Source organism: Paenibacillus sp. FSL H8-0332, from assembly GCF_037963835.1.
In the GTDB taxonomy this organism is placed as follows: Bacteria; Bacillota; Bacilli; order Paenibacillales; family Paenibacillaceae; genus Paenibacillus_AQ; species Paenibacillus_AQ rhizoplanae.
The window spans coordinates 4,026,904-4,052,709 of record NZ_CP150145.1 but is presented as its reverse complement, the minus strand read 5'-3'; the positions used below and the strand labels follow the sequence as shown (position 1 = coordinate 4,052,709).

Here is a 25,806-nt window from a genome sequence, read left to right as displayed (position 1 = left end):
AGAGGATGGGAAAAGGGATGCTGGTGGGCAAGGAGGGCTTAGGTGATTACTCTACCATTCAGGCGGCAGTCGATGCCCTGGAACGGCTGGACCCGGATACAGAGGCAACACTCTACATTATGCCGGGAGTGTATAAGGAGGAGGTGCGGATCTACCGCTCCTGTCTCCGTATCATCGGCATCGGACAAGTGGAGATCACGATGAACCGCTATGCCCGGGAGCTGGATGAGCAGGGGGAAGAGATCGGGACCTTTGCCACTCCCACCCTGTTCCTGGGCGGCAGGAAGCTGGTGCTGGAGAATCTGACTGTCTCCAATACAGCAGGACAAGGCGGTGAGGTAGGGCAGGCAGTGGCGGTGTACGCCCATTGTGATGAGACGGTATTCCGGAATTGTACATTCAAGGGCCATCAGGACACGCTGTTCACCGGTCCGCTGCCGCCGGCCCCCAGAGAGCGCCTGCTGTTCGGCGGCGTTCCGCTGCGGGAGCATCACGCGCAGTACCGCCAGTTGTACCAGCACTGTTATATTGAGGGAACCGTAGATTATATCTTTGGCGGAGCAACGGCCTACTTCGAGCATTGTACGCTGCACAGCCTGCGGAATAGCGGAGGCCATGCAGGCTACATCACGGCAGCCTCCACTCCCGAAGGGCAGGCCTACGGCTACGTGTTCAGTCATTGTTATCTAAGCGCTGAGCCGGGCACAGCGCCGGTATTCCTGGGCCGTCCATGGCGGGAGCATGCCAAGACAGCCTTTGTGGATTGCCGGATGGGCCAGCACATCCACCCCCAAGGCTGGGATCATTGGGGCCAGCCTGCCAATGAGCAGACGGTCAGGTATGAGGAGTACACATCGGAAGGAACAGCGGCGACGTTGCGGCAGCAGCGTGTGCCTTGGGCTGAGCTGCACAGCAGCGACACTGCGCGGGTTGGCAGGGACGATGTGCTGGCCGGATTCCATACGCCGGAAGGATAAGTTATTTTGTGAATATAAGGCAGTGACAATAAAAGGTAGAGAAAACAAAAGGGATGACCCCGCTACCCGGGGTCATCCCTTTATTCGATCAAGTCTTGCAACACTTACGTGTTCACAACTGCTGTAATCTCTTCGTCCAACTCCAGCCGTACATCTTCACGGTAGGCACGGATGCCGTATTCGCTGTGCACGTAGCGAAGAATGGACTCAATCATGTTGGACTCGACCAGGAACTGGCTGCGTCCCTGTATCCAGACCTCTGCTGTGTAGCCGGTGTCCTCGTCACAGCTGAGTTCCACCTGGACTTCCTCCACCCGTACAGCCTTGCGTTCCGCCATATGCAGGCAGATCGCATTGATAATCTCGTCCATGCTGAGTACGGTAACACCCATTAGTAGCGTCCGTCTCTTTCCTGCATTCTGCGTCGTTCCTGTCTGCGCTTGAAGAAGTTCATAATCAGCATCACGACGAAGTAGATGGCCAGCATGTTAATCATGAATCCGATAATATTGCCTAAAGCGCCCATTCCGGCGAACATTCCGCCGAAGAGGAAGCCGGCGATCCCGCCGATCATCAGGCCTTTCATCAGTCCGCCGCCGCTAAAGAAGCCGCGGTTCGCATTCGCTGCAGTTCCGTTGGTGTTGCTTTTGGTGCTATCGCTTTTTTTCACATTATCAGTGGTTGATTTCTTCGGGGTCGTTGTGAATCCCCGGCTTCCTGATTTGAAGCCCCCGCCGCGGCGGGCATCTGCGAAGTCAGGAACAGTGACGGCGAAGAATAGTGTGAAGGCCATGACGATCATCATTACACGTTTCATTGGTTTCATCGAGTACGAGAACCTCCTAGAAGTATTGGTAACACCCAGTTTACCTGGCTGTTGCCCGGTAATACGCAGAGCGGAGGCTAAGGTTTCAATTTTTAAAATATAAGAATTTATATGTTTCACACGATAACTTATCCTTCTATTTCTCGCTGAAACGGTACCGTCCTTTAAAGGACGGCAAAGCCGTTTCCACTTGTAATCACAAATATAAATGTTATCATCCGGCATTGGCCCGGACCCCCGGACACAAAAAAAGCGCGGGTCCGGGACCCGCGCAAACAGCAGTATCAGAGAGTTGCCTTAGTCCGCGTATCCGTCCGAGACAAGCTCAAGCGCTCCGGTAGCCGGATCGATGATCATGCCGTGAATAGGTACGTTTGGGGGGAGTAAGGGATGGCGCTTAATCAGCTCCACAGTCTGAATTACCCCTTCCTCTACGTTGTCAAACCCGCGCAGCCATTTGGTCAGCTTAATCCCCGAATTCTCCAAAGTACTGAGTACTTCCTCGGACACGCCGCGTTCCTTGATGGAGTTAATCATATGGTCAGCATTCAGGGAAGCCATGCCGCATTCATAATGGCCGACGACAATCACTTCGTCAGCGTCCAGTTCGTATAGCGCAACCATTACGCTGCGCATGACGCTTCCGAACGGCTGGGAGATTATGGCTCCGGCATTTTTGATGATTTTGACATCACCATTCTTGAAATTCATTGCTTTGGGCAGAAGCTCAACAAGCCGTGTGTCCATACAGGTGATGATCAGCATTTTTTTATCCGGGAAGCGGCTGGTCAGATAGCTCTCGTATGCCTTTTCCTCTACAAAATGCTTGTTGAACTCCATAATGTCTGTAACCTGACTCATAAGCCATGTGCCTCCTTAAGATTAAACTGTAATCCATTGTACTGCGTCTTGCCGCGAACATAAAGGACTTCCTGTAATCAAATATTGCAAAATGTAAGCAGAGTCTGTCTCCGCGCCTGTGGGCCGTTAACTACTTCAAATTTGAAGAGATACAGCCCGAATTTGATTATAACGATTATAAAAAGTATCATCAAGAGGAGTAGAAAAAAATGACAAGGCAGGTGCTCAGACATGGAACAGCAGGTCCGGGAACAATGGGATAAATTCAGCGAGCTATTATTCAAAATCAGAGGCTATTATGAAGCAATTGGACTTCTGGGCTGGGATCTGCGTACAGGCGCGCCCCGCAAAGGCGTAGAGACCCGTTCCGCCACGCTGGGTATGCTGAGTGCAGAGGCATTCAGACTCCAGGTATCGGAGGAGATCGGGGCGTTCACAGAGTATCTCAGCCGCCCGGAAGTGGCGGAGCAGCTAGATAGTAATCAGAATAAGATTGTGAAGGATACCCGCAAGGAGTACCAGCGCAGCAAAAGCATTCCCTCCAAGACCTTCGAGGAGTATTCTGTTCTCACCGCCCATGCGCAGACGATCTGGGAAGAGGCTAAGGATGATAATGATTTTGCCTCCTTCGAGCCTTATCTGAGCAAGATTGTGGCCTTCAAACAAGAGTTCATTGATTATTGGGGTGTACAAGGCTCGCGATATGACACACTGCTGGATATGTACGAGCCGGATTTGACCGTGGATAAGGTGGATGCGATCTTCACCCGTCTGCGCAGCCGTCTTGTTCCGCTGGCTGAAGCGATCAATGCTTCGCCGAACAAGCCGGACACCGAATTCCTGAGCCAGATCTTCCCTAAGGAGCAGCAGGAGAAATTCGGCCTCTTCTTACTCGAACAGATGGGCTATGATTTCGAGGCAGGACGTCTGGATGAGAGTGTGCATCCGTTCGCTACAGGGCTGAACCCCGGCGATGTCCGCATTACAACGAACTATCTGCTCGATAATGTGACCAGCTCCATCTTCAGCTCACTGCATGAGGGCGGACATGCCCTGTACGAGCAGAATTTCGGGGAAGAGCTGATTGGTACACCGTTGGCACAGGGCGCCTCCATGGGAATTCATGAATCCCAGTCCAGACTGTGGGAGAATATGATCGGCCGCAGCCGGGCTTTCTGGCAGCGTTACTACGGCGATCTGCAGCAGCATTTCCCGGAGCAGCTTGCGAACGTGGAGATGGAAGACTTTTACCGGGCGATCAACAGTGTAGGCAATTCCTTCATTAGGATCGAAGCCGATGAGCTGACGTATAACCTGCATATCATTGTGCGCTATGAGATTGAGAAGCTGATTTTCAATGAAGGGCTTGAAGTGAAGGATCTGCCTAAGACCTGGAATGCGAAGTATCAGGAATACTTAGGTATTACACCGCCTACGGATGCGCTTGGCGTACTGCAGGACGTTCATTGGTCCGGTGGAGACTTCGGCTATTTCGCTTCCTATTCTCTGGGTAACATGTATGCGGCCCAGATGCTGAACACTCTGCGTAAGGAACTGCCGGAGTTCGAAGAGCTGATTGCCGCGGGCAACCTGCTGCCGATCAAGGAATGGCTTACAGACAAGGTATACCGCTACGGCCAGAGCCTGACCCCTTCGCAGATTATTGAGCAAGTTACAGGCGAACCGCTGAATCCTGATTATCTGGCAGATTATCTGGAAGCGAAGTATACCGAGCTGTACCAGCTTAAGTAAGCTGGAAGGACTTCAGGGAAACGGCTATAATAGAAGGAAACCGCAAGACGGAAGGAATATGGTATGGCAAATACTCACACTTACAGCCGTAAGGAAGAAGTAGCAAATGCGGTTACACACGGGATCGGCGCTCTATTAAGTATTGCTGCGCTGGTTCTGCTGATCGTATATGCTGTTCAGAACGGCACAGCCTGGCATGTAGTCAGTTTCTCCATTTACGGCGCTACTATGCTGATCCTGTATTTTAATTCAACGATGGTGCATAGTCTCAGAGACGGCAAGGCGAAGGACTTCTTTGAATTCCTTGACCACTCTTCGATTTACTTATTCATTGCCGGAACGTACACCCCGTTTATGCTGGTGGCGATCCGCGGACCGCTGGGCTGGACGTTATTCGGTATCGCTTGGGGAGTGGCGGTATTCGGTGTTTTCTTCAAGGCTTTTTTCGTCAAAAAATTCCTGTTCATGTCCACCGTCTTCTACATTGCGATGGGCTGGATGATCGTAATCGCCTGGAGCCCTCTGTCCCAGGCCGTCGCCAGCGGCGGGATGACTCTGCTGATGATTGGCGGACTGCTGTACACTCTGGGCACCGTGTTTTATGTATGGCGCGGCTTCCCGTATCATCATGCGATCTGGCATTTATTCGTGCTTGCGGGAACCATTCTGCACTTCTTCGTTGTATTGTTATACATCCTGCCTATTCATTAATGGTGGAGGTATGAAGCGGGAATGGTGCTGGATTTCAGCGCCGGAATGCCGGTTTCGGGCAAAGTGAAAGATGACAAGTAAAAAGACTTGACATCTTTCTTTGTTTTCGGTATCATAAGGGACGTTGTGAAGCTGTAAAGTGTTTTTCCTTGACGAAGGGAGTGCCCTTAATGAGTCAGGAGAATAGGCTCGAGAAAACCAACCGGATCAACCTGTTATTTGCTTTCTATGAACGGCTGCTTACTGATAAGCAACAGACGTTTCTCAAATATTATTTCCATGATGATTTCTCCCTGGGGGAGATCGCAGCGGAATTTGAAATTAGCCGCCAGGCTGTGTACGAGCATATCAAGCGGGCGGAGCAAGTGCTTGATAATTATGAAGAGAAGCTTGGACTCCTGTCCAAGCATGAAGAACGTAACAAATACTTAGAAGAACTGCGCAGACTGCCTGATACGGTAATGCTGCCTGAGCAATATAAACAGCAGTTCATGGAACTCATGGACCGGCTGCAGAGGTTAGAGTAGGAAGAAGGGAGCGAGCCGCCTATGGCATTTGAAGGATTAACCGGAAGATTGCAGAATGTGTTCAGCAAACTGCGCGGCAAAGGGAAAGTATCCGAAGATGACGTAAACGAAGCGATGCGTGAAGTGCGGCTGGCCCTTCTGGAAGCCGATGTTAACTTCAAGGTCGTCAAGGACTTCGTGTCCAAGGTGAAGGAGAAGTCCATCGGTACGGAAGTCATGGACAGCTTTACGCCAGGCATGGTCATCATCGATATTGTTAATAAGGAATTGACCGAGCTGATGGGCGGAAGCCAGGCGAAGCTGGCTAAGTCGAACAAGCCGCCGACGGTCATTATGATGACGGGTCTGCAGGGCGCAGGTAAGACGACCACTTCTGGTAAGCTGGCGAAGCTGCTTCAGAAGGGTAATCACCGCCCGTTACTCGTAGCCGCCGATATCTATCGTCCGGCTGCGATCAAGCAGCTGCAGGTGCTGGGAGAACAGATCAAGGTTCCGGTCTTCTCGCTGGGTGATCAGATCAGTCCGGTAGAGATTGCCAGACAAGGTGTTCAGCATGCGAAGGATAACAACCTGGATTATGTCATCGTCGATACGGCAGGCCGCCTGCATATTGATGAAGAGCTGATGGAAGAGCTGAAGCAGATCCATAACGTGGTAACTCCGGACGAAGTGCTCCTGGTAGTCGATGCCATGACCGGTCAGGATGCCGTGAATGTGGCGGATAGCTTCAACAAGCAGCTGGAGCTTACCGGCGTAGTGCTTACGAAGCTTGACGGCGACACCCGTGGGGGTGCTGCGTTATCCGTCAAGGCGGTTACCGGCTGCCCAATCAAATTCGCTGCTCTCGGCGAGAAGATCGATGCACTGGAGCCGTTCCATCCGGAGCGGATGGCTTCACGGATACTCGGCATGGGCGACATGCTGTCGCTGATCGAGAAGGCTCAGGCCAACATCGATACCGAGAAGGCCAAGGAAATGGAACGTAAGATGCGTAATGCAGAGTTCACGTTCGATGATTTCCTGGAGCAGATGGATCAAGTGAAGAAGCTTGGCCCGATCGACCAGATTCTTGATATGCTGCCTGGCATGAACAAGGCCAAGGGCATGAAGGACCTGAAGGTGGATGATAAGCAGATGGGCCGCGTCGAAGCCATTGTTCATTCCATGACCAAGGCCGAGAAAGCCCAGCCAGAGATTATCAACCACAACCGCCGCAAGCGTATTGCAGCAGGCAGCGGTACCAACGTTGCTGAGGTGAACCGGCTCATCAAGCAATTCGATGAAATGCGCAAGATGATGAAGCAGTTCTCTGGCATGATGGGCGGCGGAGGCGGCAAGGGCGGTAAGAAGAACGCCATGAAGCAGCTCAAGGGCCTTGCCGGTAAAGGCGGAATGAAATTCCCCTTCCGTTGATCTTAATCTCTAAGATTTAAGGTTTACCCATAGATCTGATATAGTACAACATCAGAAGATCGAATAATCTTTTGACTTTATTCTTTTGATCTTGATCTTTTGATCTTAATGTTTAAATCTCTTCCCCCCGTTGCCAGGGAACGCCGCCAATCAAGCGTATCCCGCAGGGAGGAAAAGCGGTCTTCCCCCGAACTCATTCCAAGTCCCGCCAGTCTGAACGCCTACGCCAGTTGCACTTAGCGGGTGTCCAGAGGGCAGAGCCCTTGGGGCCCTCCCTTGGGGAAGGGAGGGTTTGGGAGGGATCGAAAACGATATTCTTTTAAGGAGGTGAATTTCGTGGCAGTACGTATTCGTTTGAAAAGAATGGGAGCACATAAAGCGCCTTTCTACCGTGTAGTGGTTTCCGATTCCCGGTCTCCTCGTGACGGCCGTTTTATCGAGGAAATCGGTTATTATAATCCGATCGAAGTACCGGCAGTCGTTAAGATTGACGAAGAGAAGGCTCTTAAATGGCTTCAGACAGGTGCACAAGCATCTGATACCGTCCGCAACCTGCTTTCCAAAGCTGGCGTGATGAAGAAGTTCCATGAGTCAAAGCTTCAGAAATAATGACTGATTGCGAGGGTCCTCTATGGAAGAATTAGTTGGTGTTATTGCTAAGGCTTTAGTGGATCATCCGGAGGATGTGGCCGTGCGGACCGTGGAGAAGGATCACCTGATTGTCTATGAGCTCTCCGTGCATCCTGATGATGTCGGTAAGGTCATCGGCAAGCAGGGGCGGATCGCCAAAGCGCTTCGTACCGTAGTCACATCTGCAGCAGTCAAAAGTGATAAACGCGTTACCGTGGATATTTTATCTTAAGGATGCGCACGAGGAGGGGCTAGGGATAGTATATCCCGGCTCCTTTTTGTTGAAAATATAAGAATTTATAAGCTACACGCGACCAAGGTGAAGGAGATGAACACATGACTGAAGAGTTAACCGTAGGCAGGCTGGCGAATACGCACGGTATTCGCGGAGAAATCAAAATCCTGTCGCATACCGATTTCCCGGAAGTGCGGTTTGCACCCGGCAACAAGCTGCTGCTGATTCCCGCAGACGGAAGCCCGAAATTCGAGGTTACGATAGAATCAGCGAAAGAGCATAAAGGGATGTATATCGCCAAGCTCAAGGGGTATACGAATATTAACGAGATTGAGAAATACAAAGGCAGCCTGCTTAAGGTGCCTAGTGATGATCTGGTCGAGCTGCCGGAGAACGAATATTACTTCCACCAAATCGTAGGCTGCGAAGTCTACACGGATGAAGATGCCAGCCAGCCGCTGGGGATGATTACGGAGATCCTGCAGCCCGGAGCCAATGACGTCTGGGTCGTAAAGCCGGCGAAGGGTCAGGATATTCTGATTCCGGTCATTAACGATGTAGTGTTGGACGTAAATATTGCGGCCAAAAAAATCACCGTGCATATCATGGAAGGGCTGCTTCCATGATCCGGATTGATGTGCTGACGCTGTTCCCGGACATGTGTGAAGGCGTCTTCGGCACGAGCATTCTCGGTAAGGCCCGTGAGAAAGGCATCGCTTCGCTGAACACAGTGAACTTCCGCGATTTCTCGGGCAACAAGCATAACAGTGTGGATGATACGCCTTACGGCGGAGGGGGAGGCATGGTATTGAAGCCTGACCCTATTTTCGCAGCGGTGGAGCATGTGCTGGCTCAGAGTAGTAATAGCGGCGAGCAGGGGAACGCTGCTGAGGACACAGCGGCGATGAAGCCGCGCATTATTCTGATGTGCCCCCAGGGCCGGACGTATAACCAGCAGATCGCCGAAGAGCTGGCACAGGAGCAGCATCTGATCTTCATCTGCGGTCACTATGAGGGTTATGACGAGCGAATCCGTGAGCATCTGGTGACGGATGAGCTGTCAATTGGCGACTATGTGCTGACCGGCGGTGAACTGCCTGCCTTGACCGTTATTGATTCAGTAGTGCGGCTGCAGCCGGGGGCACTGGGTAACGAGACCTCCGCAATCTCCGACTCCTTTAGTACCGGGCTGCTGGAGTACCCGCATTATACCCGCCCGGCAGAGTTCCGGGGCTGGAAGGTCCCGGACATGCTGCTCAGCGGACACCATGCCAATATCGAGGTGTGGCGGCGTGAACAGGCGTTGCAGCGTACCCTTGAACGCAGACCGGATCTGCTGGAGACGGCTGAGCTGACGGTGAAGGACAAGCAGACGCTGAAGCGGCTGCAGGAGCAGGCAAGCCTTCAGAAGAATTAACTGTAAATTTGGGCCTGAATAGAGTCATAGCTGACGTCTTCTTAACGTATATTACGTTAGGGAGGCGTTTTTTGCTGTGTACTGAGAACCGGGAACAGGAATTGCGAACTAGAACGGATAGCAGAGTAGAAGTTTTGCCAGCAAAATAAATACGAGCAGATGTGCGTCAATACCCTTTTTCTAGGGTAATGAATAGAGGCGCCGCAAGTAGACATGCAGCTATAGACGCAGCTAGCTTAATTATCGAAAGGAATGACTGAAGTGACTACGAATACGCATGAACCATTCAAGCCAGCCGTGGACACTGTCCACAAAGAGGCGGAGCCGCTCCGCACGGTAAACGATATTATTGATTTTTATAAGAATCGTAAATCGTAATCTTATAATCCAAGAAATGAATTAGACCCTGGAAGCAGGTTCAATAGGCTCAGTAATACAGCAAATTCCACAAATAACCGCTGAAGACAGACGAACCCCAGGTTCGCAGGCTTGGGCGGTTATTTGTTTGTTGGAGTTCGAAGAGTGCGGGCAAACAAAAAAAAGACCGTCCGAAGACGGTCTCTCTACCCGAGGCGCTAGTTTGAAACTTTGCTCCGTATCCCGCGCCACCAAGGCTAAAACATTCAGCCGTTGGTCCGGGTAAGGGATACGTTCAGCATGTCATGCTTGATGTGAACGCACCTCCTTTCCTTGTGCCAAGAGTATAGCACAGCTTTTACGGAAAATCCATTAAATTTTAATGACGTGTAAAAAATATTGAACTCAATAAAAATACTAAACTCTATTTGAAACTGCTGCAATAGTGAGGTATATTTATAGTATAAGCAGCAAGTAACCGCTTTCTGGCATATTATTCATTAGATGAACGTATCTTAATCGTAGGGATGCGGTATGGATTGAATTGTCGGGGTATAGCGCAGCCTGGTAGCGCGCACCCTTGGGGTGGGTGAGGTCGCAGGTTCAAATCCTGTTACTCCGATTATTTCCGTTTTCATATAACGCAAAAACACTTCCGTCAGCGCATCACGCTCTGTAGGAAGTGTTTTTATTTGGAGGGTGAGACTCATGTGTTGTTGAGCTAAAACTTGCCCCTGTCTCTATCCCGGCGGGTAAGCATGATGACTCCCGTAACCAGTGAATACAAGGCAACAACCATAAGCAATACAATGGCCCAAGTATAATTGCGCACCGTGTAGGTGAGCGAAGCGAAAATGATAAACCAGGCGATCCGCAGTACTCCTTCATTAATGAAACGTCTGCTTGCTGTACTCATGATTCCTGCCTCCTTATGAATTGTTGAAGATTGTTCACAACCGTAAGCGGTTAATTGTTTTTGTTACTTTAATATTACCCCCTTTTACATAAAATTGATACACAATGTTCACAAGTTCTTCATTTCACAACTGTTTTTATTATAGACAGCTGCTGCGTGACTATAGCCGTTACCGGCTTATCCCTCCCCTCATAAGATACAGAAACACGATTAAGGAGGAAACAGCAGATGGAAGCTTATTATAATTGTCTCCATTGCAAGGAAAAGCGTGTGCGTATTTTGACCACTGACGGCAAACGCCATGAAGGAATTATTGTGGATGTGGACCGGAATAATGTGTATCTGAAAACAAAAGGCAATGGAAAAATGCAAACCTCGGCATTCTATCCGGGCGGTGCGGGGAACTACTATGGCGGCTATTATGGCTACGGCAGCCAGATCCTGACCTTAAGCCTGTTTACGCTTCTGGCGATCGCCCTAATCTGACGACTGCCTGAACAACACAAAAGTGGGCTCCTGGAAGTCAGGGGGCCCACTGATCTGGCTAAAGGGTGAAATGCGTTCAAGGCTGAAGCTACTGGTTAACGGATATGGCTCCGATCTGCGTGGTTAACGACACCAGCGGTCCACCGCCGTTATAATCCTTCGATTTACCGTTGTTAGCGCCGGAGATGTGGCCGAGTTCACTGCGGGCTTTGACCGTACATTCGGTGGATGCTGACAGATCGGCGGAGATTCTTCCGATATCGCTCTTGGCCTTAAGGCTGCTGCCCTGGTTCATACCAGCCACCCCAAGCTCAATACTTCCCGTATTCGACTCCACACTGGACTTGCCTGTGAAGGTGGTGTCTTGAAGGACGATGCTGCCGACATTGCTGACGATATCAAACGTTCCCTTGAGTCCACGAAGCTTAACGGCTCCTACATTATTCTCAACCTCAAATCTGCTGACCGTATCCGGAAGCTCGATTACATAATTTATGCTGAAATTGGAATCCCCGTATTCTTTCTGGGCCCAGTCCCAGAGACTCTTCTTCGGGCTGTCTGCGCTGTGAGTGGTGACGGTCAGGGCGTCCCCTTTATGTTCGATAGATACCTCCGCATGATCCAGCACGCCGGCTACCAGCTTGTGGCCCGTCTGTTCGTGAACAATGACGGTAGCCTTGACTTCGATTTTGTCACCTGAAGCGGGCACTACTACAACTTCTCCCACCGCATTATCCAGCTTAAGGACGGAAGCAGAATCAACAGGCAGGGAGGTGGAGAATTCCCGGCTGATTCCGTTGCTGTTCATTTGCTCTTCAATCATGCCCGTTGTGTTCTGGATTACGTCACCTACAGCAGCACTGGCATCGCTGAGACTCTGTTTCACGGCTTCTGCCGCTCCCTGCTTGAAGCTGCCAGAGATCGTCTGCTCCAATTGGTTATCTGCCGCTTCCTTGCCTGGAAGCTCCCGGCAGCCGGCTAATGCAATAGAGAATACGGCCATTGCTGCAATAATTGCTGTGCTGTGATGTTTCTTCATTATATATGCCCTCCTAAAGGCTTGATCATTTGCTTATGTATACTACGTATTATATATTATGGGAAAACACTGGATAACAGGCTGGCGGCGGGTTGTTCTACTAGACCAAAGTCCAGTACGCCTGTGACTACATTTCAACAGTCCATTATGTTACACTAGCTTTATAATAAGGACCGGAAAGATTAATTCTGACAGCTGGAGAGTGCCGGCACGGAAGCAGACCGTAATTCGGTCTGTTACTATTGTGACTGAAGAAGTCAGAGGGGCGGATGAATCCAATGCAATATGCAGCATTCTTGATTATTTTGTTGGTGGGTGCAGTTGTCTATACCGTGTACCGCAGCCGGATGAGCCAAGAACAGTCTGACCCGCCGAAGCAGGGCAAGGCCAGCAATGTGATCTCGATGGAAGGGCATCGTAAGGCCAAGCAGAATGCTGCGGATCAGCTATGCTCTTCCTGCAAGAAGAAGAATGGCAAGCTGATCTTTTATGCACAAGATGATGGAAGTGTGATCGGGCTCTGCAAGGATTGCAAGGTGAAGGCGAAGAAACGGGATATGCTGCCGCTTTAATGAATAAATATATGTTGCACTAGCCTATTCTTTGTGATAAAATTACTTTTGTTGTGTGGAATACGGTGGTCCTCTGCGGATAATGAGGGAGAGCAATGGCTCTCCGGAAGAGGCAAGAACACCTGTACGGAAGGAGGAAGTCCTTAATGAATATCCTACAAGCAATTACACAAGAGCAACTTCGTACAGATATCCCGAGTTTTCGCCCGGGTGACACTTTGAAGGTGCATGTAAAAGTTATCGAAGGAACTCGTGAGCGTATCCAGTTGTTCGAAGGCGTTGTAATTAAACGTCGCGGCGGCGGTATCGGTGAGACTTTTACGGTTCGTAAAATCTCTTATGGTGTTGGTGTGGAAAGAACATTCCCAGTCAACTCCCCTAAACTCGAGAAAATCGAAGTAGCTCGCCGTGGTAAAGTGCGTCGTGCGAAGCTGTATTATCTTCGTGACCTGCGCGGTAAAGCTGCAAGAATTAAAGAAATTCGTCGCTAGAATAGTGACAAGGGAAAGGGGCTTGAATTCAAGCCCCTTTCGTTTATTTCTTTGATCTCTATGAAAATCAATGAACTTAGACATATGTGCCTTAGGAACAGCTTCTCCGAAAAGGCCTCCTGAAGGAGTATTCGCGGGGGAGTTTTTGGCAGGAGCTTTTTTGTATTGTATAGTGGAGATAACAATTGATGGAGAGGACGGTGAACTATGCAGCAGGATTTGCAGCAAGGGCAAGGTGAAGTTATTGAGTCTAACGGCCAGAGCCCCCGGAAGCCAAAGAATGAAGTCCTGGAATGGATTAAAGCGATTGCGATTGCATTGGTTCTGGTTATTCTAATACGCTGGCTTTTGTTCAAACCGTTTATCGTAGACGGTCCTTCCATGAAGCCTAACTTCCATACCGGCGAACGTGTAATTGTTAACGAAATTCTCTACGATATCCGTAAGCCGGAGCGCGGGGAAGTCATTGTGTTCCATGTGCCTTCAGAAGGCCGGGACTTCATTAAACGTGTCATAGGTGTGGCGGGCGACACCGTCAAGGTTGAAGGAGATGTCGTTACGGTGAACGGAGAGCCCGTGAACGAAACGTATATCCAGGGTGCCATTGATGATGCGCATAATAACAACATTTTGTATAACAATAAGAACTTCCCAAATGAGCAGTTTACGGACAACAAGGTGCCGGAAGGCCATGTGTTCGTGATGGGGGATAACCGCTCTGACAGTACGGACAGCCGGATGATCGGTTATGTGCCGCTAGGGGATATTGTCGGCCGTGCAGACCTTATTTTCTGGCCGGTGAAGAATATCTCATTAATAAATCATTAATTAACATTAAGTTGACAGAAGTCAAAGGAGGTGACGGCATTGGCCATTCAATGGTTTCCTGGTCATATGACGAAGGCTAGGCGGCAAATCGAGGATAAGCTGAAGCTGATTGATGTTGCAATAGAACTGCTTGACTCCCGTTTGCCGCTTTCCAGCCGCAATCCGATGATTGACGATATTTTGCGGGACAAGCCAAGGCTGATTATTCTGAACAAAGCGGATCTGGCCGATCCGGAAGCTACACGCAAGTGGCTGGCTTACTTCAAGGCGCAGGGTCATATTGCTTATCCCGTAGATGCTTCTACTGGCACTGGGATTAAGGAAATCCCGGAGCAGGTTAAGCTGCTGCTGAAGGATAAGATTGACCGGCAAATTTCCAGAGGCATTAACCCGCGCGCTATGCGGGCATTGATCGTGGGAATCCCTAACGTAGGCAAATCGACTCTCATTAACCGGATGGCAGGAAAAAGTATTGCGATTACCGGTGACCGGCCGGGGGTAACTAAGGGCCAGCAATGGATCAAGACCGGAGGTAATCTGGAGCTGCTGGATACGCCGGGGATTCTCTGGCCGAAGTTCGAGGACCAGGCGGTAGGCTATAAGCTGGCAGTAACCGGGGCGATCAAGGAAGAAATCCTGAATATTGAGGATGTCGCTTATTATGCGGTGAAATATCTGGTGAAGGATTACGGAAGCCGGTTCCAGGAGCGCTTCGGTATCGACAAGCTGCCGGAGGATCTGGAGAACCCGGACGAAATCGTGGCCGTTATGGAAGCGGTTGGACGTAAGCGCGGTTGTCTAATGAGCGGCGGCCGTGTAGATCTGGAGAAGGCTTCACGCGCGCTACTGCATGAGCTTCGTGCAGGAAAGCTTGGACGCTTCACGTTGGAGACACCTGAATAGTAGAATGTAGTGTGGAATGGAAGAGCCATCCGTGAATGTGGGTGGCTCTTTTTTGCGTGTTCATACAACTTTTTTGGATTTGCGCAGTATTAATGAAGGGATTGTTGCATTTGGTGCAGAATTTTAAGATTCGGAGACTGGGATTGGTTGGAAATGAGTGCAAGTTCGAAGCTCTTTGGAATTCACGTTATGTCATATATATTCATAGGAAGATCATAGATGTAGCTTACTTTAATTTTAATGGGCAGGTGGAGAGACAGTGAGTGAGATAGATATGCTTGGGTATGAAAAAGAAGGCTGGCAGCAATCCTTCCGTCACATCGCGGGTGTGGATGAAGTGGGCCGGGGCTGTTTGTTCGGAGATGTGGTGGCTGCAGCGGTAATTTTGCCGGCGGGGCTGATTATTGAGGGTGTGGATGACTCCAAGAAGCTGACGGCCAAAAAGCGAGATGCTCTGTATGAGACCATTATGGACCAGGCGCTGGCGGTAAGCTTAGGGCATGTGGAGGCGGCGGTGATTGATGAAATTAATATTAAGCAGGCTTCGCGTCTGGCGATGCGCCTGGCGGTAGAGGGATTAAGCCAGCAGCCGGACTATATGCTGATTGATGCGGAGAAGGTGGACCTGCCCTTGCCGCAGCGTGCCATCATTAAAGGGGATGCCAACAGCCAGTCGATTGCTGCCGCCTCCATTGTAGCGAAGGTGACACGTGACCGGCTCTGTGAAGGCTTGTGGGAGGAATTATACCCGGATTACGGGATCAAAGTACATAAGGGATATGCTACCAAGCTGCACCGTGAACAAATTAAGGCACTGGGCGTAACTCCGATGCACCGGCGCAGCTTCATTGGCAATATTCTTGCGGAGCAGGAACAGCTATCTTTATTCTAAGTGTCATGGAGATAATCACAAATGAAGGCGAAATACCGATATAAATAGAAAGAAGGGAGGCGGACAACATGAACATCGGATCACTGGTTCGCGGTTTGCTTGGCGACAGCAAGGCGGGGGAGGCCAAATCTGTAGAGCTTAAGGAAGGTCAGGTTGTTCGCGGCGTTGTGCTAAGCGTATCCGATTCCGGAAAAGAAGCTGTGGTGCAGATTCAGGGAACGCCGGTACGGGCTGAACTGGAAACACCGCTGGCAGCCGGTCAGACGCTGAACCTGCAGGTGGGTGCACCAGGAGAAGGCGGCTTGCCGGTGCTTAAGCCGGTCTCTCTGGGGGAGGCGGCTATGGTCTCGCCGCAGAGTATGGGCGAGGCACTGGAGTCGCTTGGACTTGCCAATTCCAAGGCGGGACGGGAGATTGTTCAGGCGATGCAGGCCGGAGGGCTGGCTTTCACCAAAGAGACTGCAGCGAAGCTGGACGCAGTCATGAATGCCAAACCTCCCGGTGTGCCTGCTTCAGAGTGGCTGGAGGCGGCTGTAATCTCAGTGAAACGCGGCTTGCCTGTAACGGCTGAGACGGTGAAGGGGCTACAGCAGGCTGTATTCGGACCGAAGCTGCATGATCTGCTGGCGAAGCTGGAGACTGCGCTTGACGTCTGGGTGCAGCAAGGTGCGGACGGCGACGGACCAGGTCAAGCTGTGGGGAATAGCAGACCTGCGGCAGGGCTGCTGACAGGCGGAGCGAATGTGACTCTGGCTGGCAATACTCCAGCAGCCGGAGCTCTTCCGGGAGGAGTTAACGGGGCGAACGCTCAGGCAGCGCAAACCGGCAGTGCGGGAACTTCACAGGCTACCGGTGCTAATGGACAAGCTGCATTAGTACCAGCGGGAGATGAGGGACTTGGGGGAAGCGGGAATGCGGCGGGAGTGCGAGAAGGTGCTGGGAACGTGGCAGGAGTGCGTGACGGCGCGGGGAACGCCGCTGGAACGCGAGAAGGTGCGGGGAACGTGGCTGGAGCGCGAGAAGGCGCGGGGAACGTAGCTGGAACGCGAGAAGGTGCGGGGAACGTGGCTGGAGCGCGAGAAGGTGCGGGGAACGTGGCTGGAGTGCGAGAAGGTACCGGTGCCGTATCGGGAATGCGTGGCGAAGGTACGGGGAACGTAGCTGGAGCGCGAGAAGGTGCGGGTACCGTAGCGGGAACGCGTGGCGAAGGCGCGCAGAATGCGGCAGGAGTTCGTGACGGCGCGGCAAACATGGGTGGAGCGCGTGACGGCGCTGGGAACGCCACGGGAACGCGTGAAGGCGCGGGAAGCGCAGCGGGATTACGTGACGGTGCGGGAAGCGCGGCGGGAGCGCGAGAAGGTGCGGGTAACGCGGCGGGAGCGCGGGGTAGCGCAGCTGGAATGCGTGAAGGTGCGGGGACCGCAGCTGGAGTGCGTGAGGGCGCGGGCGTAGCCGCGCAGGCGCAGAGCGCTGCGGGGCCTGCCCTGCTCGCGAAGCTGCAGGGCGTGCTCTCCGAGCTGCGCGGCAGTCTGCCGCAGCTCGCCGAAGCGCCGCCCGCCTCCGGCGCGGCGGGCGGCAGTGCAGCCCCTGCGGCGGCGCAGCCGCAGGGGGAACCCGCCGCCACCCAGGGGACAGACCCCTGGGTGGGGCGGATCTTGAAGCTGCTCGGTGCGGAGCACGAGCAGCAGATCCTGCGCGGCGGCGGGGCGCACACCGCGCAGGCAGCGTCCGGCGGCACAGAAGATGCCGCCGGTACGCTCAAGGGCGTGCTGCTGCAGGTGCTGGGCAGCAGCGAGGCTCCGCCCGCGGTCAAGGAAGCCGCGGGCCAGCTGGTGCAGCAGCTGACAGGCCAGCAGCTGCTGCTGAATACAGACCGCACCGCGCCGTTCGCGCAGGTGACGATGTTCCTGCCGCTGCACGGTCCGGATGGCCGGGAGACCGCCTCCGTCCAGATCCAGTCGCGGCGCGGCCGCAAAGGGGAGCTCGACGCGGCGAATTGCCGCTTGTGGTTCGATCTGGACATGAAGCAGCTCGGCCAGACGATGGTGGATGTGCAGGTGGTGGACCGCATCGTCAGCCTCAAGCTGCATAACGATGAACCTTGGGTGCTGGAGCTGCTGGAGGGGCGCCGCGAGGAGATGAAGGCAGCGGTCGAAGGCATAGGCTATCAATTGTCCAGCCTGCGCACGGAGGCGTTGCCGGAACGGAGCGTAGCCGCTGCAGCGGTGAAACCGTCCGATTATGCCCCGCATGAGTACAAAGGAGTAGATTACCGCATATGAGTGAGTCTGAGCAGAAGGTTTCACAGAACCTCAAGAAGGCGGTGGCGCTCAAATATATTCCGGGACAGAGCGAAGCGCCGGTGGTTGTTGCTAAGGGGCAAGGCTCGGTAGCGGACATCATCCTGCAAAAAGCCAAGGAAAACGGAGTGGCTGTGCAGGAGGATGCGGCGCTGGTAGAGGTGCTGTCGAAGCTGGATCTCGACCAGCAGATTCCGCCTCAGCTCTATCAGCTGGTGGCTGAAATTCTTAGCTATGTGTACCAGAGTGACCGGACAGCCGGGGAACGGAGACAGAAGTGAGCCATAACGGGGACAGCAGAACCTACACCCGTCAGGAGAAAGGGGCTGCTGCCGAGCAGGCGGCCAGAATGTATCTGACTTCGCGGGGGTATCTCATCCGGGACCATAACTGGCGCTGCCGCAGCGGAGAGCTGGATATTATCGCAGAGTATGAAGGCACCTTGGTCTTCATTGAGGTGCGCAGCCGGAGCGGATCAGCCATGCAGGGCACTGCCGAAGAGTCGGTCGATGCACGCAAAATCCGTCAGGTGAGAGAGACCGCCCGGGTCTACCTGCATATGCAGGGGCTTCAGCCGGCGGAAGTCTCCTTCGATGTGATTGCTGTACAGCTTCAACCGGATTTAAGCATCGCCTCGCTGCGTCATATCCGGGAAGCTTTTTAGCTGTCTCTGCTTGTAGAAATCGGGTAGGAATCAACAATTATCCTTGACATTAGCCGGACTTCATGGGTCATTTCTCAAAAGAAGTGGGTAAACATTAGTGTAACTTTTAATGCCACCATGAGGAGGGCTGCCGGAATGAGGAATCAACCAATGAATATACAGGTAAGCTTTACTTGCCAAAATTGTGCGCATAATATAATAGCGGAACTTGGCGCAGAGCCCTTATCCGTTGTATGCTGCAGTAATTGTAATAAGACATTTACCGTTATGCGGCCTGCAATAGCGGAAGAGATATTGATTGACTGGGAGAATGAGGCGTTATTCCACAAGATGCGTGCTGAGAAAACCCAAGACAGCAATAGCAGTCTCTTGTCACTGGTCATCAATGTGATCGAGCTGCTAACCTGGCGGGACAAGGGCGATGGACAAGTTGAGGCCATTAAGGAAATGCGCAAATGGCTGATCGAGCATGAGGAGGCCCCGCCGGTGGCAGAATTAATACAAATGGATGTGAACCGGCGTGGAGCCAAGCGGAAATGGAATGAATGAGGAATGAAGCACTTTAGCGGAAGCGGGGAGCGATATTGTCCAAAGTATATTTTACCTCAGATCATCATTTTGGCCACAAGCTGATCATTGATTTTGAATCGCGGCCTTTTGGCGGTGCGGATGAGATGGACAAGGTGATGATTTCGAACTGGAATGCTGTCGTAGGCAAGGAGGATACAGTGTTTCATCTTGGGGACTTTTCCTTCAGGAATCAAGAGGATACCCGGAGCATTGTGGCTGCCCTGAACGGGTACAAAATCCTGATTCTTGGCAATCATGACCGTGGACGCGGGCGGAACTGGTGGCTGGAAGCCGGGTTTGATGAGGTAAGTGAGTATCCGATGATATACAAGGAGTTTTTTCTGCTCTCGCATGAGCCGATGTATATGAACAAACATATGCCTTACGTGAATGTGCACGGACATATTCATGGACAGAAGTATGAAGGCAATCATCATTTTAATATTTGTGTGGAGCACTGGAATTACACCCCGCTGTCCTTTGAACAGATAAGGGATACCGTAGTAGCCAGTGAAGAAGGTTGAATAAAATGATTCTTTGGTCATGGATGCACAATTATGCAAGACGGATGATAGCTTCGTTTTGTGCAGTAATATGTGCGCAATAATCCTTGCATGTTGTGTGGGGTTGTAGGTATACTAAGTGTAATTAAACTTACGGAAAAAGAGGAAGCACCTTTTTTCCTGGAAACGAACGCCCGCTGCGGGTGTATTTCTGGAGAAGAGGTGCTTTTTGGTGTACGGAAAAATGCATAGCGCATGCCTGTATGGCATTGAGGGTGTAATGATTGGAGTAGAGGTGGATCTGGCTAACGGGTTGCCGCAGACCCATATTATCGGCCTGCCGGATTCGGCGGTCAGGGAAGCGGTGGAACGAGTGCGGGCTGCCGTCAAGAATTGCGGATACAGCTATCCCCAGCAGCGGGTGACGATAAATCTGGCCCCGGCGGATCTGCGCAAGGAAGGCTCGGCATTTGATCTGGCGATCGCTCTGGGAATTCTGACGACTAGCGGCCAGCTTGTCATGCCGGGAGCCGGGCGGATGCTGCTGATTGGTGAGCTTGCGCTGGATGGAAGTCTGCGGCCGGTGAACGGGGTACTGTCCATGGCCCAGGCTGCGCGGCAGGCAGGGATTCATACTGTTCTGGTTCCGCCCGGCAATGCGGCTGAAGCTGCGTTGATCTCGGGGATGAAGGTGTACACAGCCGGGCATTTGCGGGAGCTGCCTCAGCCGGGTCAGCTCCCGCCGCCGAATCTGGTTGGACGATCTGAAGCAGTCGGGCCTGAGTTGCCGCAGGCTGATCTGCCGTTTCCGGTATCGGTATCTGAGAGCACCGAAGCTTCCTCCAGGAAGCGTCCGCCTGTTCTGGCGCTGTCGCTGGAGCACTTGCGATATCATTCTGAGCCAGCGGAGAATATTCCTGCCCCGCTTGGGGTGAAGCAGCTGATGAATGAAGATTACAGCGATGTTATCGGCCAGAATCATGTGAAGCGGGCGCTTACGATTGCGGCTGCGGGGATGCATAATATTATTCTGATCGGCCCTCCAGGCACGGGGAAGACCATGCTGATTAAGCGGTTACCCGGAATTCTTCCTGATCTTACCGATCATGAATCGCTAGAGGTGATGAAGATATTCAGTGCTGCCGGAAAGCTTAGGGACAGCGGAAGCGGCTTGCTGCGCGACCGCCCGTTTCGTTCACCGCATCATACCATCTCGGCAGCCGGATTGATCGGCGGGGGAGGAATTCCGAAGCCTGGAGAAGTTAGCCTTGCGCACCGTGGCATTCTCTTCCTGGACGAGCTGCCTGAGTTCTCCCGCACCGTGCTTGAAGTGCTCCGCCAGCCGCTGGAGGATGGGCTTGTGACGATCAGCCGGGCCCGGGCATCCTTCACCTTCCCTGCCCAGTTCCTGCTCGCTTGCTCCATGAATCCCTGCATGTGCGGATTTCTCGGAAATGGCAATACGCACCAGCGGTGCAGCTGTAGTCCGGCTAAAATCGCCCAGTACCGGGGCAAAATCTCGGGTCCGCTGCTGGACCGGATGGATATGCAGGTTGATGTTCCGCGTCCGAGGGAAGGGGACAGGAATGTGCCTCCGGTCTCGACGGCACAGATGCGCGCTGAGGTTCTGCGGGCTCAGGCTGTTCAGGCGGATCGGTATAGCCGTCTGCCAATCTCCTGGAACAGTGAGCTGTCCGGCGCTGCACTGCGCCGTTATGCTGCGCTGCGGCCGGAAGAGGACATACTTTTGAACAGTATTCTGGAGAGTCTCGGGCTCAGCATGCGGGCACATGACCGGATTATTAAGCTGGCCCGCACCATTGCCGATCTGGAAGGTATGGAAGAGATCGGCGCTGCACATCTTGCGGAAGCAGTCCAATACCGTAATCTGGACAGGCAGGTAATGGCGGAGGAGGAAGCTTGACACACCAATACCCCCGTCCGGGGCCGCCGGGCAGGGGAAGGACATGCTGAAACGGTACCGGATACTTATAGGCCGTTTGATCCGTTTCTGCATGGTTTTCTGTATATTCTGCATTTATTATGAAGCCAATAATGCTATATAAAGGGCAGGCTGGGGATAGAGCATGTATACCCGGTCTGTAGGAATGGAGGGCTGGCGTTCTTACAGCACGTTCAGTTCAACTTCGATATTGCCGCGGGTCGCGCGGGAGTAAGGACATGCGCCATGAGCTTCTTGTACCAGCCGTTCAGCGGTTTCACGGTCAACACCCTTGACCAGAATATCCATCTTCACGGCTATGCCGAAGCCGCCGTCTTCCACTTTGCCGAAGCTGACAGTAGCGGTTACTTCAGAGCCTTCGATCTTGACCTTGCCCATACGTGCAACCATATTCAGAGCGCTGTCGAAGCAAGCGGAATATCCGGCTGCGAAGAGCTGCTCTGGATTCGTGCCTTCACCGCCGGCGCCGCCCATTTCGCGTGGTGTGCTGATGGCAAGATTCAGCTTAGGACTGTCGGATTCGATGGAACCTTGTCTGCCGCCTACCGCTTTTACTGTTGTTTCGTACATTTTCTGTTGAATTGTCATCATAATAAATCGCTCCCGTTCGTTTTCATAATGTATTGTACACAACTTAATTTAACACAATTAAAATAAAAGTCAATCTATTTTCCGCTATTAACATGATATTATAGATGAATTGTGATAAACTAATGTCACAAAGGCAGGTGAAGAAGAAATGCAAAAAGAATCCACTACAACCCCTGAGCTTATGCTGGAGAACCAGCTCTGCTTTACGATTTATGCCTGTTCGCGTGAATTTACGAAGCTATACCAGCCTCATCTGGATAAGATCGGATTAACGTATTCGCAGTATCTGGTTATGCTGGTCCTGTGGGAGAGACAGCAATGTACGGTCAAGGAGCTGGGTGAAGCTCTATTCCTCGATTCAGGTACGCTGACCCCGCTGCTGAAGCGGCTGCAGGCTGCAGGACTGATCTTGCGTGAACGTTCCTTGCAGGATGAGCGGAAGGTGCTGATTTCATTAACACCCCAAGGCTTGGCGCTGCGGCAGGAGGCTATGGGCATTCCCGGCAAAATGGCAGAAGGCACGATGCTCTCTCCCGTAGAGTTCATAGATTTACTGGGGCAGTTCAAAAATCTCCTGAACCGGGTGCACGAAGCTAACGTTAGCAATTCGAAATAGTAGTTTTGCTCAAATATTTAAATATAAGAAGATAGGTTTCACCGTCCTGAATAAGGGCGGTAAAGCCGTTTCAGCATGAATGTCAATGCAATCGTTCGCATTCCGGCATGAAACCGAGCGAAAATGTATGTATAAATAGTGAAAGTTTTTAAGGAAAGCGCTTATAAAACATGTTACAATATTCTGGGTTTCACATTCTGGCATATAGGTAATTATAGATATCACTATTGTGATAGGTTCTATATGCTACTTGCAGAGAACTTTATCGTTTGCAGCTATATAGATCAGGCGCAGGCTCTCTGCTTGTACCGGGATATTGCCGGTTTACACCGGTCTGGGCCCGGCTTTGGACAATCAAAACGGAATGCGGAATGACCGCAGGCTGCCTGCACAGGTCACCGCAACACTTTAGGAGGCTTCCGGAATGAATATCCACGAGTATCAGGGAAAAGAAGTACTTAAGAAGTATGGCGTAGCCGTACCGAACGGAAAAGTTGCTTATACAGTGGACGAAGCAGTGGAAGCTGCCGCAGCGCTGGGTACACCTGTGGTTGTAGTCAAAGCGCAGATTCATGCAGGCGGACGCGGTAAAGCCGGCGGCGTCAAGGTGGCGAAGAACAGTGATGAGGTCCGCGCCTATGCGGCTGAGATCCTCGGCAAGACACTGGTTACCCATCAGACGGGACCCGAAGGCAAGGTAGTGAAGCGGCTGCTGATTGAAGAGGGCTGTCAGATTGTCAAAGAATATTATATCGGTCTGGTTGTGGACCGTACTTCCGGACGGGTCGTCATGATGGCCTCCGAAGAGGGCGGTACGGAGATCGAAGAGGTGGCGGCTACACATCCCGAGAAGATTTTCAAGGAAATCATTGATCCGGCAGTGGGGCTTCAGACCTTCCAGGCGCGCAAACTGGCGTACAGCATTGCCATACCTTCCGAACTGGTGAACAAAGCGGTCAAGTTCATGCAAGCGCTATATCTGGCTTTTGTGGATAAAGATTGCTCAATTGCGGAGATCAACCCGCTGGTTGTGACTGCAGACGGTAATGTGATGGCGCTTGATGCCAAGCTTAACTTCGATTCCAACAGCCTGTTCCGCCACAAGGATATCCTGGAGCTGCGTGATCTGGACGAAGAGGATGCCAAAGAAATCGAAGCGTCCAAATTCGACCTCAGCTACATCGCACTTGACGGCAACATCGGCTGTATGGTGAACGGTGCGGGCCTGGCGATGGCAACTATGGATATCATCAAATATTATGGCGGCGAACCGGCCAACTTCCTCGATGTAGGGGGCGGTGCGACGACTGAGAAGGTAACGGAAGCGTTCAAAATCATCCTGTCCGATGACAAGGTGAACGGTATATTTGTTAATATTTTCGGCGGAATTATGCGTTGTGATGTCATCGCTACCGGGGTAGTCGAAGCAGCAAGACAGCTTGGCTTAACCAAGCCGCTGGTCGTACGTCTTGAGGGCACGAATGTGGCACTGGGCAAGGAGATTCTCGCCGGCTCGGGACTGAATATCGTTGCTGCTGATTCGATGGCAGACGGTGCCCGCAAAATCGTTGCGCTTGTGTAAGCATAGCTGCCCTGCCTTTGTGGGAGCCAGTCTCTTGTTCGACAATAAAAGTGAGGATGTGACCTAACGCATGAGCATTCTTGTAGATAAAAATACGAAAGTCATCACTCAGGGAATTACCGGCGCTACGGGTTTATTTCATACAAAAGGTGCCCTGGACTACGGTACTCAGATGGTTGGCGGTGTAACTCCGGGCAAGGGGGGCACTACGGTTCAGATCACCCTGGACAACGGCACCGAGAAGAGTCTGCCTGTGTTCGACACGGTTGTTGCCGCCAAAGCAGCTACGGGTGCAACTGCAAGTGTCATTTACGTACCGCCTGCATTTGCCGCAGATTCGATTATGGAAGCCGTGGATGCGGGGCTGGAGCTGGTCATTTGTATCACAGAAGGCATTCCGGTGCTCGATATGGTCAAAGTGTCCAGATACATGGAGGGCCGCTCCACAGTGCTGATCGGTCCCAACTGTCCTGGTGTCATTACGCCTGGAGAATGCAAAATCGGCATTATGCCGGGTTATATTCATAAGCCGGGATATGTGGGCGTAGTCTCTCGTAGCGGAACCTTGACCTATGAGGCGGTGCATCAGCTGACGGAGCGCGGAATCGGCCAATCCTCGGCGGTGGGCATCGGGGGCGATCCGGTGAAGGGCTCGGAGTTCATCGACATCCTGAAGCTTTTCAATGAAGATCCGGGCACGAAGGCTGTCATTATGATCGGTGAGATCGGCGGTACGGCAGAGGAAGAAGCTGCGCTGTGGATCAAAGAGAACATGACCAAGCCTGTAGTCGGCTTCATCGGCGGGGTTACGGCACCTCCAGGCAAACGGATGGGTCACGCCGGGGCGATCATTTCAGGCGGTAAAGGGACGGCGAGTGAGAAGATCGCTGTGCTGGAGTCCTGCGGGATTAAGGTAGCGCCGACGCCTGCTGAAATGGGCTCTACCCTCGTCAGCGTGCTTGAGGAACGCGGTATCCTGAATGCCTTCACAACTCACTAGAGTTCTTCTACGCTAGTTCGAAATGTTTTGGGGTCCCCGCAAAGTACCTGAGTTATCATCGAAGCTAAATCTCCACTTTGTGGGGTTGTTTGGTCACAGCTTTTCCTGCTGAAGCAGGTATAATGAATGTTGAAGGTAAGCAACCTTTTGTCCCGGATCACGCGGATGAAAGGTTGCTTTTTTT

General features: G+C 52.2%; 31 protein-coding genes and 1 tRNA gene. 26 read left to right on the top strand and 6 right to left on the bottom strand.

Annotation, left to right across the window (positions count from 1 at the left end; genetic code table 11):
* Positions 1-17: 17 nt before the first annotated feature.
* Positions 18-977 carry a pectinesterase family protein gene (locus NST43_RS17605; RefSeq protein ID WP_339225458.1) on the top strand — a complete coding sequence of 320 codons (960 nt, stop codon included), beginning with the start codon at positions 18-20 and terminating at the stop codon, positions 975-977.
* Between the two features lie 104 nt (positions 978-1,081).
* On the opposite strand, the gene NST43_RS17600 is transcribed toward NST43_RS17605, so the two are convergent.
* The 3 genes from NST43_RS17600 to NST43_RS17590 all read right to left on the bottom strand — a co-directional run bounded on the left by NST43_RS17600 (position 1,082) and on the right by NST43_RS17590 (position 2,664).
* Entirely contained in the window at positions 1,082-1,369 is a 288-nt protein-coding gene (locus tag NST43_RS17600) for a YxcD family protein (RefSeq protein ID WP_339218339.1), read from the bottom strand.
* Positions 1,369-1,803, bottom strand: coding sequence for a hypothetical protein (locus NST43_RS17595; RefSeq protein WP_209992682.1), 435 nt, complete (start codon positions 1,801-1,803; stop codon positions 1,369-1,371). Before NST43_RS17595 ends, NST43_RS17600 begins: the two co-directional genes overlap by 1 nt.
* Positions 1,804-2,100: 297 nt before the next feature.
* Positions 2,101-2,664 (bottom strand): carbonic anhydrase, encoded by a 564-nt coding sequence (locus NST43_RS17590; RefSeq protein WP_209992683.1) that lies wholly within the window; start codon positions 2,662-2,664, stop codon positions 2,101-2,103.
* Between the two features lie 231 nt (positions 2,665-2,895).
* Between NST43_RS17590 and NST43_RS17585 the strand changes: the two genes are divergently transcribed.
* From NST43_RS17585 to NST43_RS17540, 10 genes are all read left to right on the top strand, one after another.
* The gene (locus NST43_RS17585) at positions 2,896-4,416 is read left to right on the top strand and encodes a carboxypeptidase M32 (RefSeq protein WP_339218337.1); all 1,521 of its coding nucleotides are present in this window, start codon (positions 2,896-2,898) and stop codon (positions 4,414-4,416) included.
* 63 nt (positions 4,417-4,479) lie between these two features.
* A complete protein-coding gene (locus NST43_RS17580; RefSeq protein ID WP_339218335.1) occupies positions 4,480-5,127 on the top strand; it encodes a hemolysin III family protein in 648 nt (215 codons plus the stop codon).
* Between the two features lie 170 nt (positions 5,128-5,297).
* Positions 5,298-5,654 (top strand): YlxM family DNA-binding protein, encoded by a 357-nt coding sequence (ylxM, locus tag NST43_RS17575; protein ID WP_209992686.1) that lies wholly within the window; start codon positions 5,298-5,300, stop codon positions 5,652-5,654.
* Between the two features lie 21 nt (positions 5,655-5,675).
* A complete protein-coding gene (gene ffh, locus NST43_RS17570; protein WP_209992687.1) occupies positions 5,676-7,067 on the top strand; it encodes a signal recognition particle protein in 1,392 nt (463 codons plus the stop codon).
* 336 nt (positions 7,068-7,403) lie between these two features.
* Complete coding sequence (gene rpsP, locus NST43_RS17565) at positions 7,404-7,676, top strand: 30S ribosomal protein S16 (RefSeq protein ID WP_036701203.1); 273 nt, start codon at positions 7,404-7,406, stop codon at positions 7,674-7,676.
* A gap of 22 nt (positions 7,677-7,698) precedes the next feature.
* Positions 7,699-7,929 (top strand): KH domain-containing protein, encoded by a 231-nt coding sequence (locus NST43_RS17560; protein ID WP_020432321.1) that lies wholly within the window; start codon positions 7,699-7,701, stop codon positions 7,927-7,929.
* 104 nt (positions 7,930-8,033) lie between these two features.
* Positions 8,034-8,558, top strand: coding sequence for a ribosome maturation factor RimM (gene rimM / locus NST43_RS17555; protein WP_339218330.1), 525 nt, complete (start codon positions 8,034-8,036; stop codon positions 8,556-8,558).
* The gene (gene trmD, locus NST43_RS17550) at positions 8,558-9,349 is read left to right on the top strand and encodes a tRNA (guanosine(37)-N1)-methyltransferase TrmD (protein WP_339225457.1); all 792 of its coding nucleotides are present in this window, start codon (positions 8,558-8,560) and stop codon (positions 9,347-9,349) included. Before rimM ends, trmD begins: the two co-directional genes overlap by 1 nt.
* A 252-nt stretch (positions 9,350-9,601) precedes the next feature.
* Positions 9,602-9,727, top strand: coding sequence for a hypothetical protein (locus NST43_RS17545; RefSeq protein WP_339218328.1), 126 nt, complete (start codon positions 9,602-9,604; stop codon positions 9,725-9,727).
* A 527-nt stretch (positions 9,728-10,254) separates the two neighbouring features.
* Positions 10,255-10,328: transfer RNA gene (locus tag NST43_RS17540), tRNA-Pro, on the top strand.
* 99 nt (positions 10,329-10,427) lie between these two features.
* On the opposite strand, the gene NST43_RS17535 is transcribed toward NST43_RS17540, so the two are convergent.
* Positions 10,428-10,622: a hypothetical protein gene (locus NST43_RS17535; RefSeq protein ID WP_209992689.1), complete on the bottom strand. Its 195-nt coding sequence runs from the start codon at positions 10,620-10,622 to the stop codon at positions 10,428-10,430.
* Positions 10,623-10,850: 228 nt separating this feature from the next.
* Here NST43_RS17535 and NST43_RS17530 point away from each other — a divergent pair, with 228 nt between their 5' ends.
* Positions 10,851-11,108 carry a hypothetical protein gene (locus tag NST43_RS17530; RefSeq protein ID WP_209992690.1) on the top strand — a complete coding sequence of 86 codons (258 nt, stop codon included), beginning with the start codon at positions 10,851-10,853 and terminating at the stop codon, positions 11,106-11,108.
* 88 nt (positions 11,109-11,196) lie between these two features.
* Here NST43_RS17530 and NST43_RS17525 read toward each other — a convergent pair whose 3' ends face one another.
* On the bottom strand, positions 11,197-12,147 hold the full coding sequence (locus tag NST43_RS17525) for a hypothetical protein (RefSeq protein WP_339218327.1): 951 nt from the start codon (positions 12,145-12,147) through the stop codon (positions 11,197-11,199).
* Between the two features lie 296 nt (positions 12,148-12,443).
* On the opposite strand from NST43_RS17525, the gene NST43_RS17520 reads away from it, so the two are divergent.
* The 11 genes from NST43_RS17520 to NST43_RS17470 all read left to right on the top strand — a co-directional run bounded on the left by NST43_RS17520 (position 12,444) and on the right by NST43_RS17470 (position 21,794).
* Positions 12,444-12,719: a hypothetical protein gene (locus NST43_RS17520; RefSeq protein ID WP_209992692.1), complete on the top strand. Its 276-nt coding sequence runs from the start codon at positions 12,444-12,446 to the stop codon at positions 12,717-12,719.
* Between the two features lie 146 nt (positions 12,720-12,865).
* Positions 12,866-13,210 carry a 50S ribosomal protein L19 gene (rplS, locus tag NST43_RS17515; RefSeq protein ID WP_173133107.1) on the top strand — a complete coding sequence of 115 codons (345 nt, stop codon included), beginning with the start codon at positions 12,866-12,868 and terminating at the stop codon, positions 13,208-13,210.
* A 207-nt stretch (positions 13,211-13,417) separates the two neighbouring features.
* Positions 13,418-14,038, top strand: a complete 621-nt coding sequence (lepB, locus tag NST43_RS17510; RefSeq protein WP_209992693.1) for a signal peptidase I — start codon at positions 13,418-13,420, stop codon at positions 14,036-14,038.
* A gap of 39 nt (positions 14,039-14,077) precedes the next feature.
* Complete coding sequence (ylqF, locus tag NST43_RS17505; RefSeq protein ID WP_209992694.1) at positions 14,078-14,941, top strand: ribosome biogenesis GTPase YlqF; 864 nt, start codon at positions 14,078-14,080, stop codon at positions 14,939-14,941.
* 274 nt (positions 14,942-15,215) lie between these two features.
* The gene (locus NST43_RS17500) at positions 15,216-15,833 is read left to right on the top strand and encodes a ribonuclease HII (protein WP_339225456.1); all 618 of its coding nucleotides are present in this window, start codon (positions 15,216-15,218) and stop codon (positions 15,831-15,833) included.
* 68 nt (positions 15,834-15,901) lie between these two features.
* On the top strand, positions 15,902-18,115 hold the full coding sequence (locus tag NST43_RS17495; RefSeq protein ID WP_339218325.1) for a hypothetical protein: 2,214 nt from the start codon (positions 15,902-15,904) through the stop codon (positions 18,113-18,115).
* Entirely contained in the window at positions 18,112-18,414 is a 303-nt protein-coding gene (locus NST43_RS17490) for an EscU/YscU/HrcU family type III secretion system export apparatus switch protein (RefSeq protein ID WP_209992696.1), read from the top strand. Before NST43_RS17495 ends, NST43_RS17490 begins: the two co-directional genes overlap by 4 nt.
* Positions 18,411-18,797: a YraN family protein gene (locus NST43_RS17485; RefSeq protein ID WP_339218323.1), complete on the top strand. Its 387-nt coding sequence runs from the start codon at positions 18,411-18,413 to the stop codon at positions 18,795-18,797. The genes NST43_RS17490 and NST43_RS17485 overlap by 4 nt, the downstream gene beginning before the upstream one ends.
* A 330-nt stretch (positions 18,798-19,127) precedes the next feature.
* On the top strand, positions 19,128-19,346 hold the full coding sequence (locus NST43_RS17480) for a hypothetical protein (RefSeq protein ID WP_339218321.1): 219 nt from the start codon (positions 19,128-19,130) through the stop codon (positions 19,344-19,346).
* A gap of 35 nt (positions 19,347-19,381) precedes the next feature.
* Positions 19,382-19,891, top strand: coding sequence for a phosphoesterase (locus tag NST43_RS17475; RefSeq protein ID WP_339218320.1), 510 nt, complete (start codon positions 19,382-19,384; stop codon positions 19,889-19,891).
* 211 nt (positions 19,892-20,102) lie between these two features.
* A complete protein-coding gene (locus NST43_RS17470; RefSeq protein ID WP_339218319.1) occupies positions 20,103-21,794 on the top strand; it encodes a YifB family Mg chelatase-like AAA ATPase in 1,692 nt (563 codons plus the stop codon).
* Between the two features lie 201 nt (positions 21,795-21,995).
* Here NST43_RS17470 and NST43_RS17465 read toward each other — a convergent pair whose 3' ends face one another.
* Entirely contained in the window at positions 21,996-22,424 is a 429-nt protein-coding gene (locus tag NST43_RS17465) for an organic hydroperoxide resistance protein (RefSeq protein ID WP_209992700.1), read from the bottom strand.
* Positions 22,425-22,572: 148 nt separating this feature from the next.
* Here NST43_RS17465 and NST43_RS17460 point away from each other — a divergent pair, with 148 nt between their 5' ends.
* From NST43_RS17460 to sucD, 3 genes are all read left to right on the top strand, one after another.
* Positions 22,573-23,040 carry a MarR family transcriptional regulator gene (locus NST43_RS17460; RefSeq protein WP_209992701.1) on the top strand — a complete coding sequence of 156 codons (468 nt, stop codon included), beginning with the start codon at positions 22,573-22,575 and terminating at the stop codon, positions 23,038-23,040.
* 424 nt (positions 23,041-23,464) lie between these two features.
* Entirely contained in the window at positions 23,465-24,622 is a 1,158-nt protein-coding gene (sucC, locus tag NST43_RS17455) for an ADP-forming succinate--CoA ligase subunit beta (protein WP_209992702.1), read from the top strand.
* 70 nt (positions 24,623-24,692) lie between these two features.
* On the top strand, positions 24,693-25,622 hold the full coding sequence (gene sucD / locus NST43_RS17450; protein WP_209992703.1) for a succinate--CoA ligase subunit alpha: 930 nt from the start codon (positions 24,693-24,695) through the stop codon (positions 25,620-25,622).
* The last annotated feature ends 184 nt before the right edge of the window (positions 25,623-25,806 follow it).

Bases quoted from the DNA above. Each gene is read 5' to 3' on its own strand.
- NST43_RS17460 (WP_209992701.1), top strand. From the start codon at position 22,573: ATGCAAAAAGAATCCACTACAACCCCTGAGCTTATGCTGGAGAACCAG.
- ffh (WP_209992687.1), top strand. From the start codon at position 5,676: ATGGCATTTGAAGGATTAACCGGAAGATTGCAGAATGTGTTCAGCAAA.
- NST43_RS17535 (WP_209992689.1), bottom strand. From the start codon at position 10,622: ATGAGTACAGCAAGCAGACGTTTCATTAATGAAGGAGTACTGCGGATC.
- sucD (WP_209992703.1), top strand. From the start codon at position 24,693: ATGAGCATTCTTGTAGATAAAAATACGAAAGTCATCACTCAGGGAATT.
- NST43_RS17490 (WP_209992696.1), top strand. From the start codon at position 18,112: ATGAGTGAGTCTGAGCAGAAGGTTTCACAGAACCTCAAGAAGGCGGTG.
- NST43_RS17495 (WP_339218325.1), top strand. From the start codon at position 15,902: ATGAACATCGGATCACTGGTTCGCGGTTTGCTTGGCGACAGCAAGGCG.
- lepB (WP_209992693.1), top strand. From the start codon at position 13,418: ATGCAGCAGGATTTGCAGCAAGGGCAAGGTGAAGTTATTGAGTCTAAC.
- ylxM (WP_209992686.1), top strand. From the start codon at position 5,298: ATGAGTCAGGAGAATAGGCTCGAGAAAACCAACCGGATCAACCTGTTA.
- NST43_RS17465 (WP_209992700.1), bottom strand. From the start codon at position 22,424: ATGATGACAATTCAACAGAAAATGTACGAAACAACAGTAAAAGCGGTA.
- NST43_RS17600 (WP_339218339.1), bottom strand. From the start codon at position 1,369: ATGGGTGTTACCGTACTCAGCATGGACGAGATTATCAATGCGATCTGC.
- NST43_RS17545 (WP_339218328.1), top strand. From the start codon at position 9,602: ATGACTGAAGTGACTACGAATACGCATGAACCATTCAAGCCAGCCGTG.
- NST43_RS17590 (WP_209992683.1), bottom strand. From the start codon at position 2,664: ATGAGTCAGGTTACAGACATTATGGAGTTCAACAAGCATTTTGTAGAG.
- sucC (WP_209992702.1), top strand. From the start codon at position 23,465: ATGAATATCCACGAGTATCAGGGAAAAGAAGTACTTAAGAAGTATGGC.
- NST43_RS17605 (WP_339225458.1), top strand. From the start codon at position 18: ATGCTGGTGGGCAAGGAGGGCTTAGGTGATTACTCTACCATTCAGGCG.
- NST43_RS17585 (WP_339218337.1), top strand. From the start codon at position 2,896: ATGGAACAGCAGGTCCGGGAACAATGGGATAAATTCAGCGAGCTATTA.
- NST43_RS17480 (WP_339218321.1), top strand. From the start codon at position 19,128: ATGCGTGCTGAGAAAACCCAAGACAGCAATAGCAGTCTCTTGTCACTG.
- rimM (WP_339218330.1), top strand. From the start codon at position 8,034: ATGACTGAAGAGTTAACCGTAGGCAGGCTGGCGAATACGCACGGTATT.
- NST43_RS17560 (WP_020432321.1), top strand. From the start codon at position 7,699: ATGGAAGAATTAGTTGGTGTTATTGCTAAGGCTTTAGTGGATCATCCG.
- NST43_RS17580 (WP_339218335.1), top strand. From the start codon at position 4,480: ATGGCAAATACTCACACTTACAGCCGTAAGGAAGAAGTAGCAAATGCG.
- NST43_RS17595 (WP_209992682.1), bottom strand. From the start codon at position 1,803: ATGAAACCAATGAAACGTGTAATGATGATCGTCATGGCCTTCACACTA.
- NST43_RS17525 (WP_339218327.1), bottom strand. From the start codon at position 12,147: ATGAAGAAACATCACAGCACAGCAATTATTGCAGCAATGGCCGTATTC.
- rplS (WP_173133107.1), top strand. From the start codon at position 12,866: ATGAATATCCTACAAGCAATTACACAAGAGCAACTTCGTACAGATATC.
- NST43_RS17500 (WP_339225456.1), top strand. From the start codon at position 15,216: ATGCTTGGGTATGAAAAAGAAGGCTGGCAGCAATCCTTCCGTCACATC.
- NST43_RS17530 (WP_209992690.1), top strand. From the start codon at position 10,851: ATGGAAGCTTATTATAATTGTCTCCATTGCAAGGAAAAGCGTGTGCGT.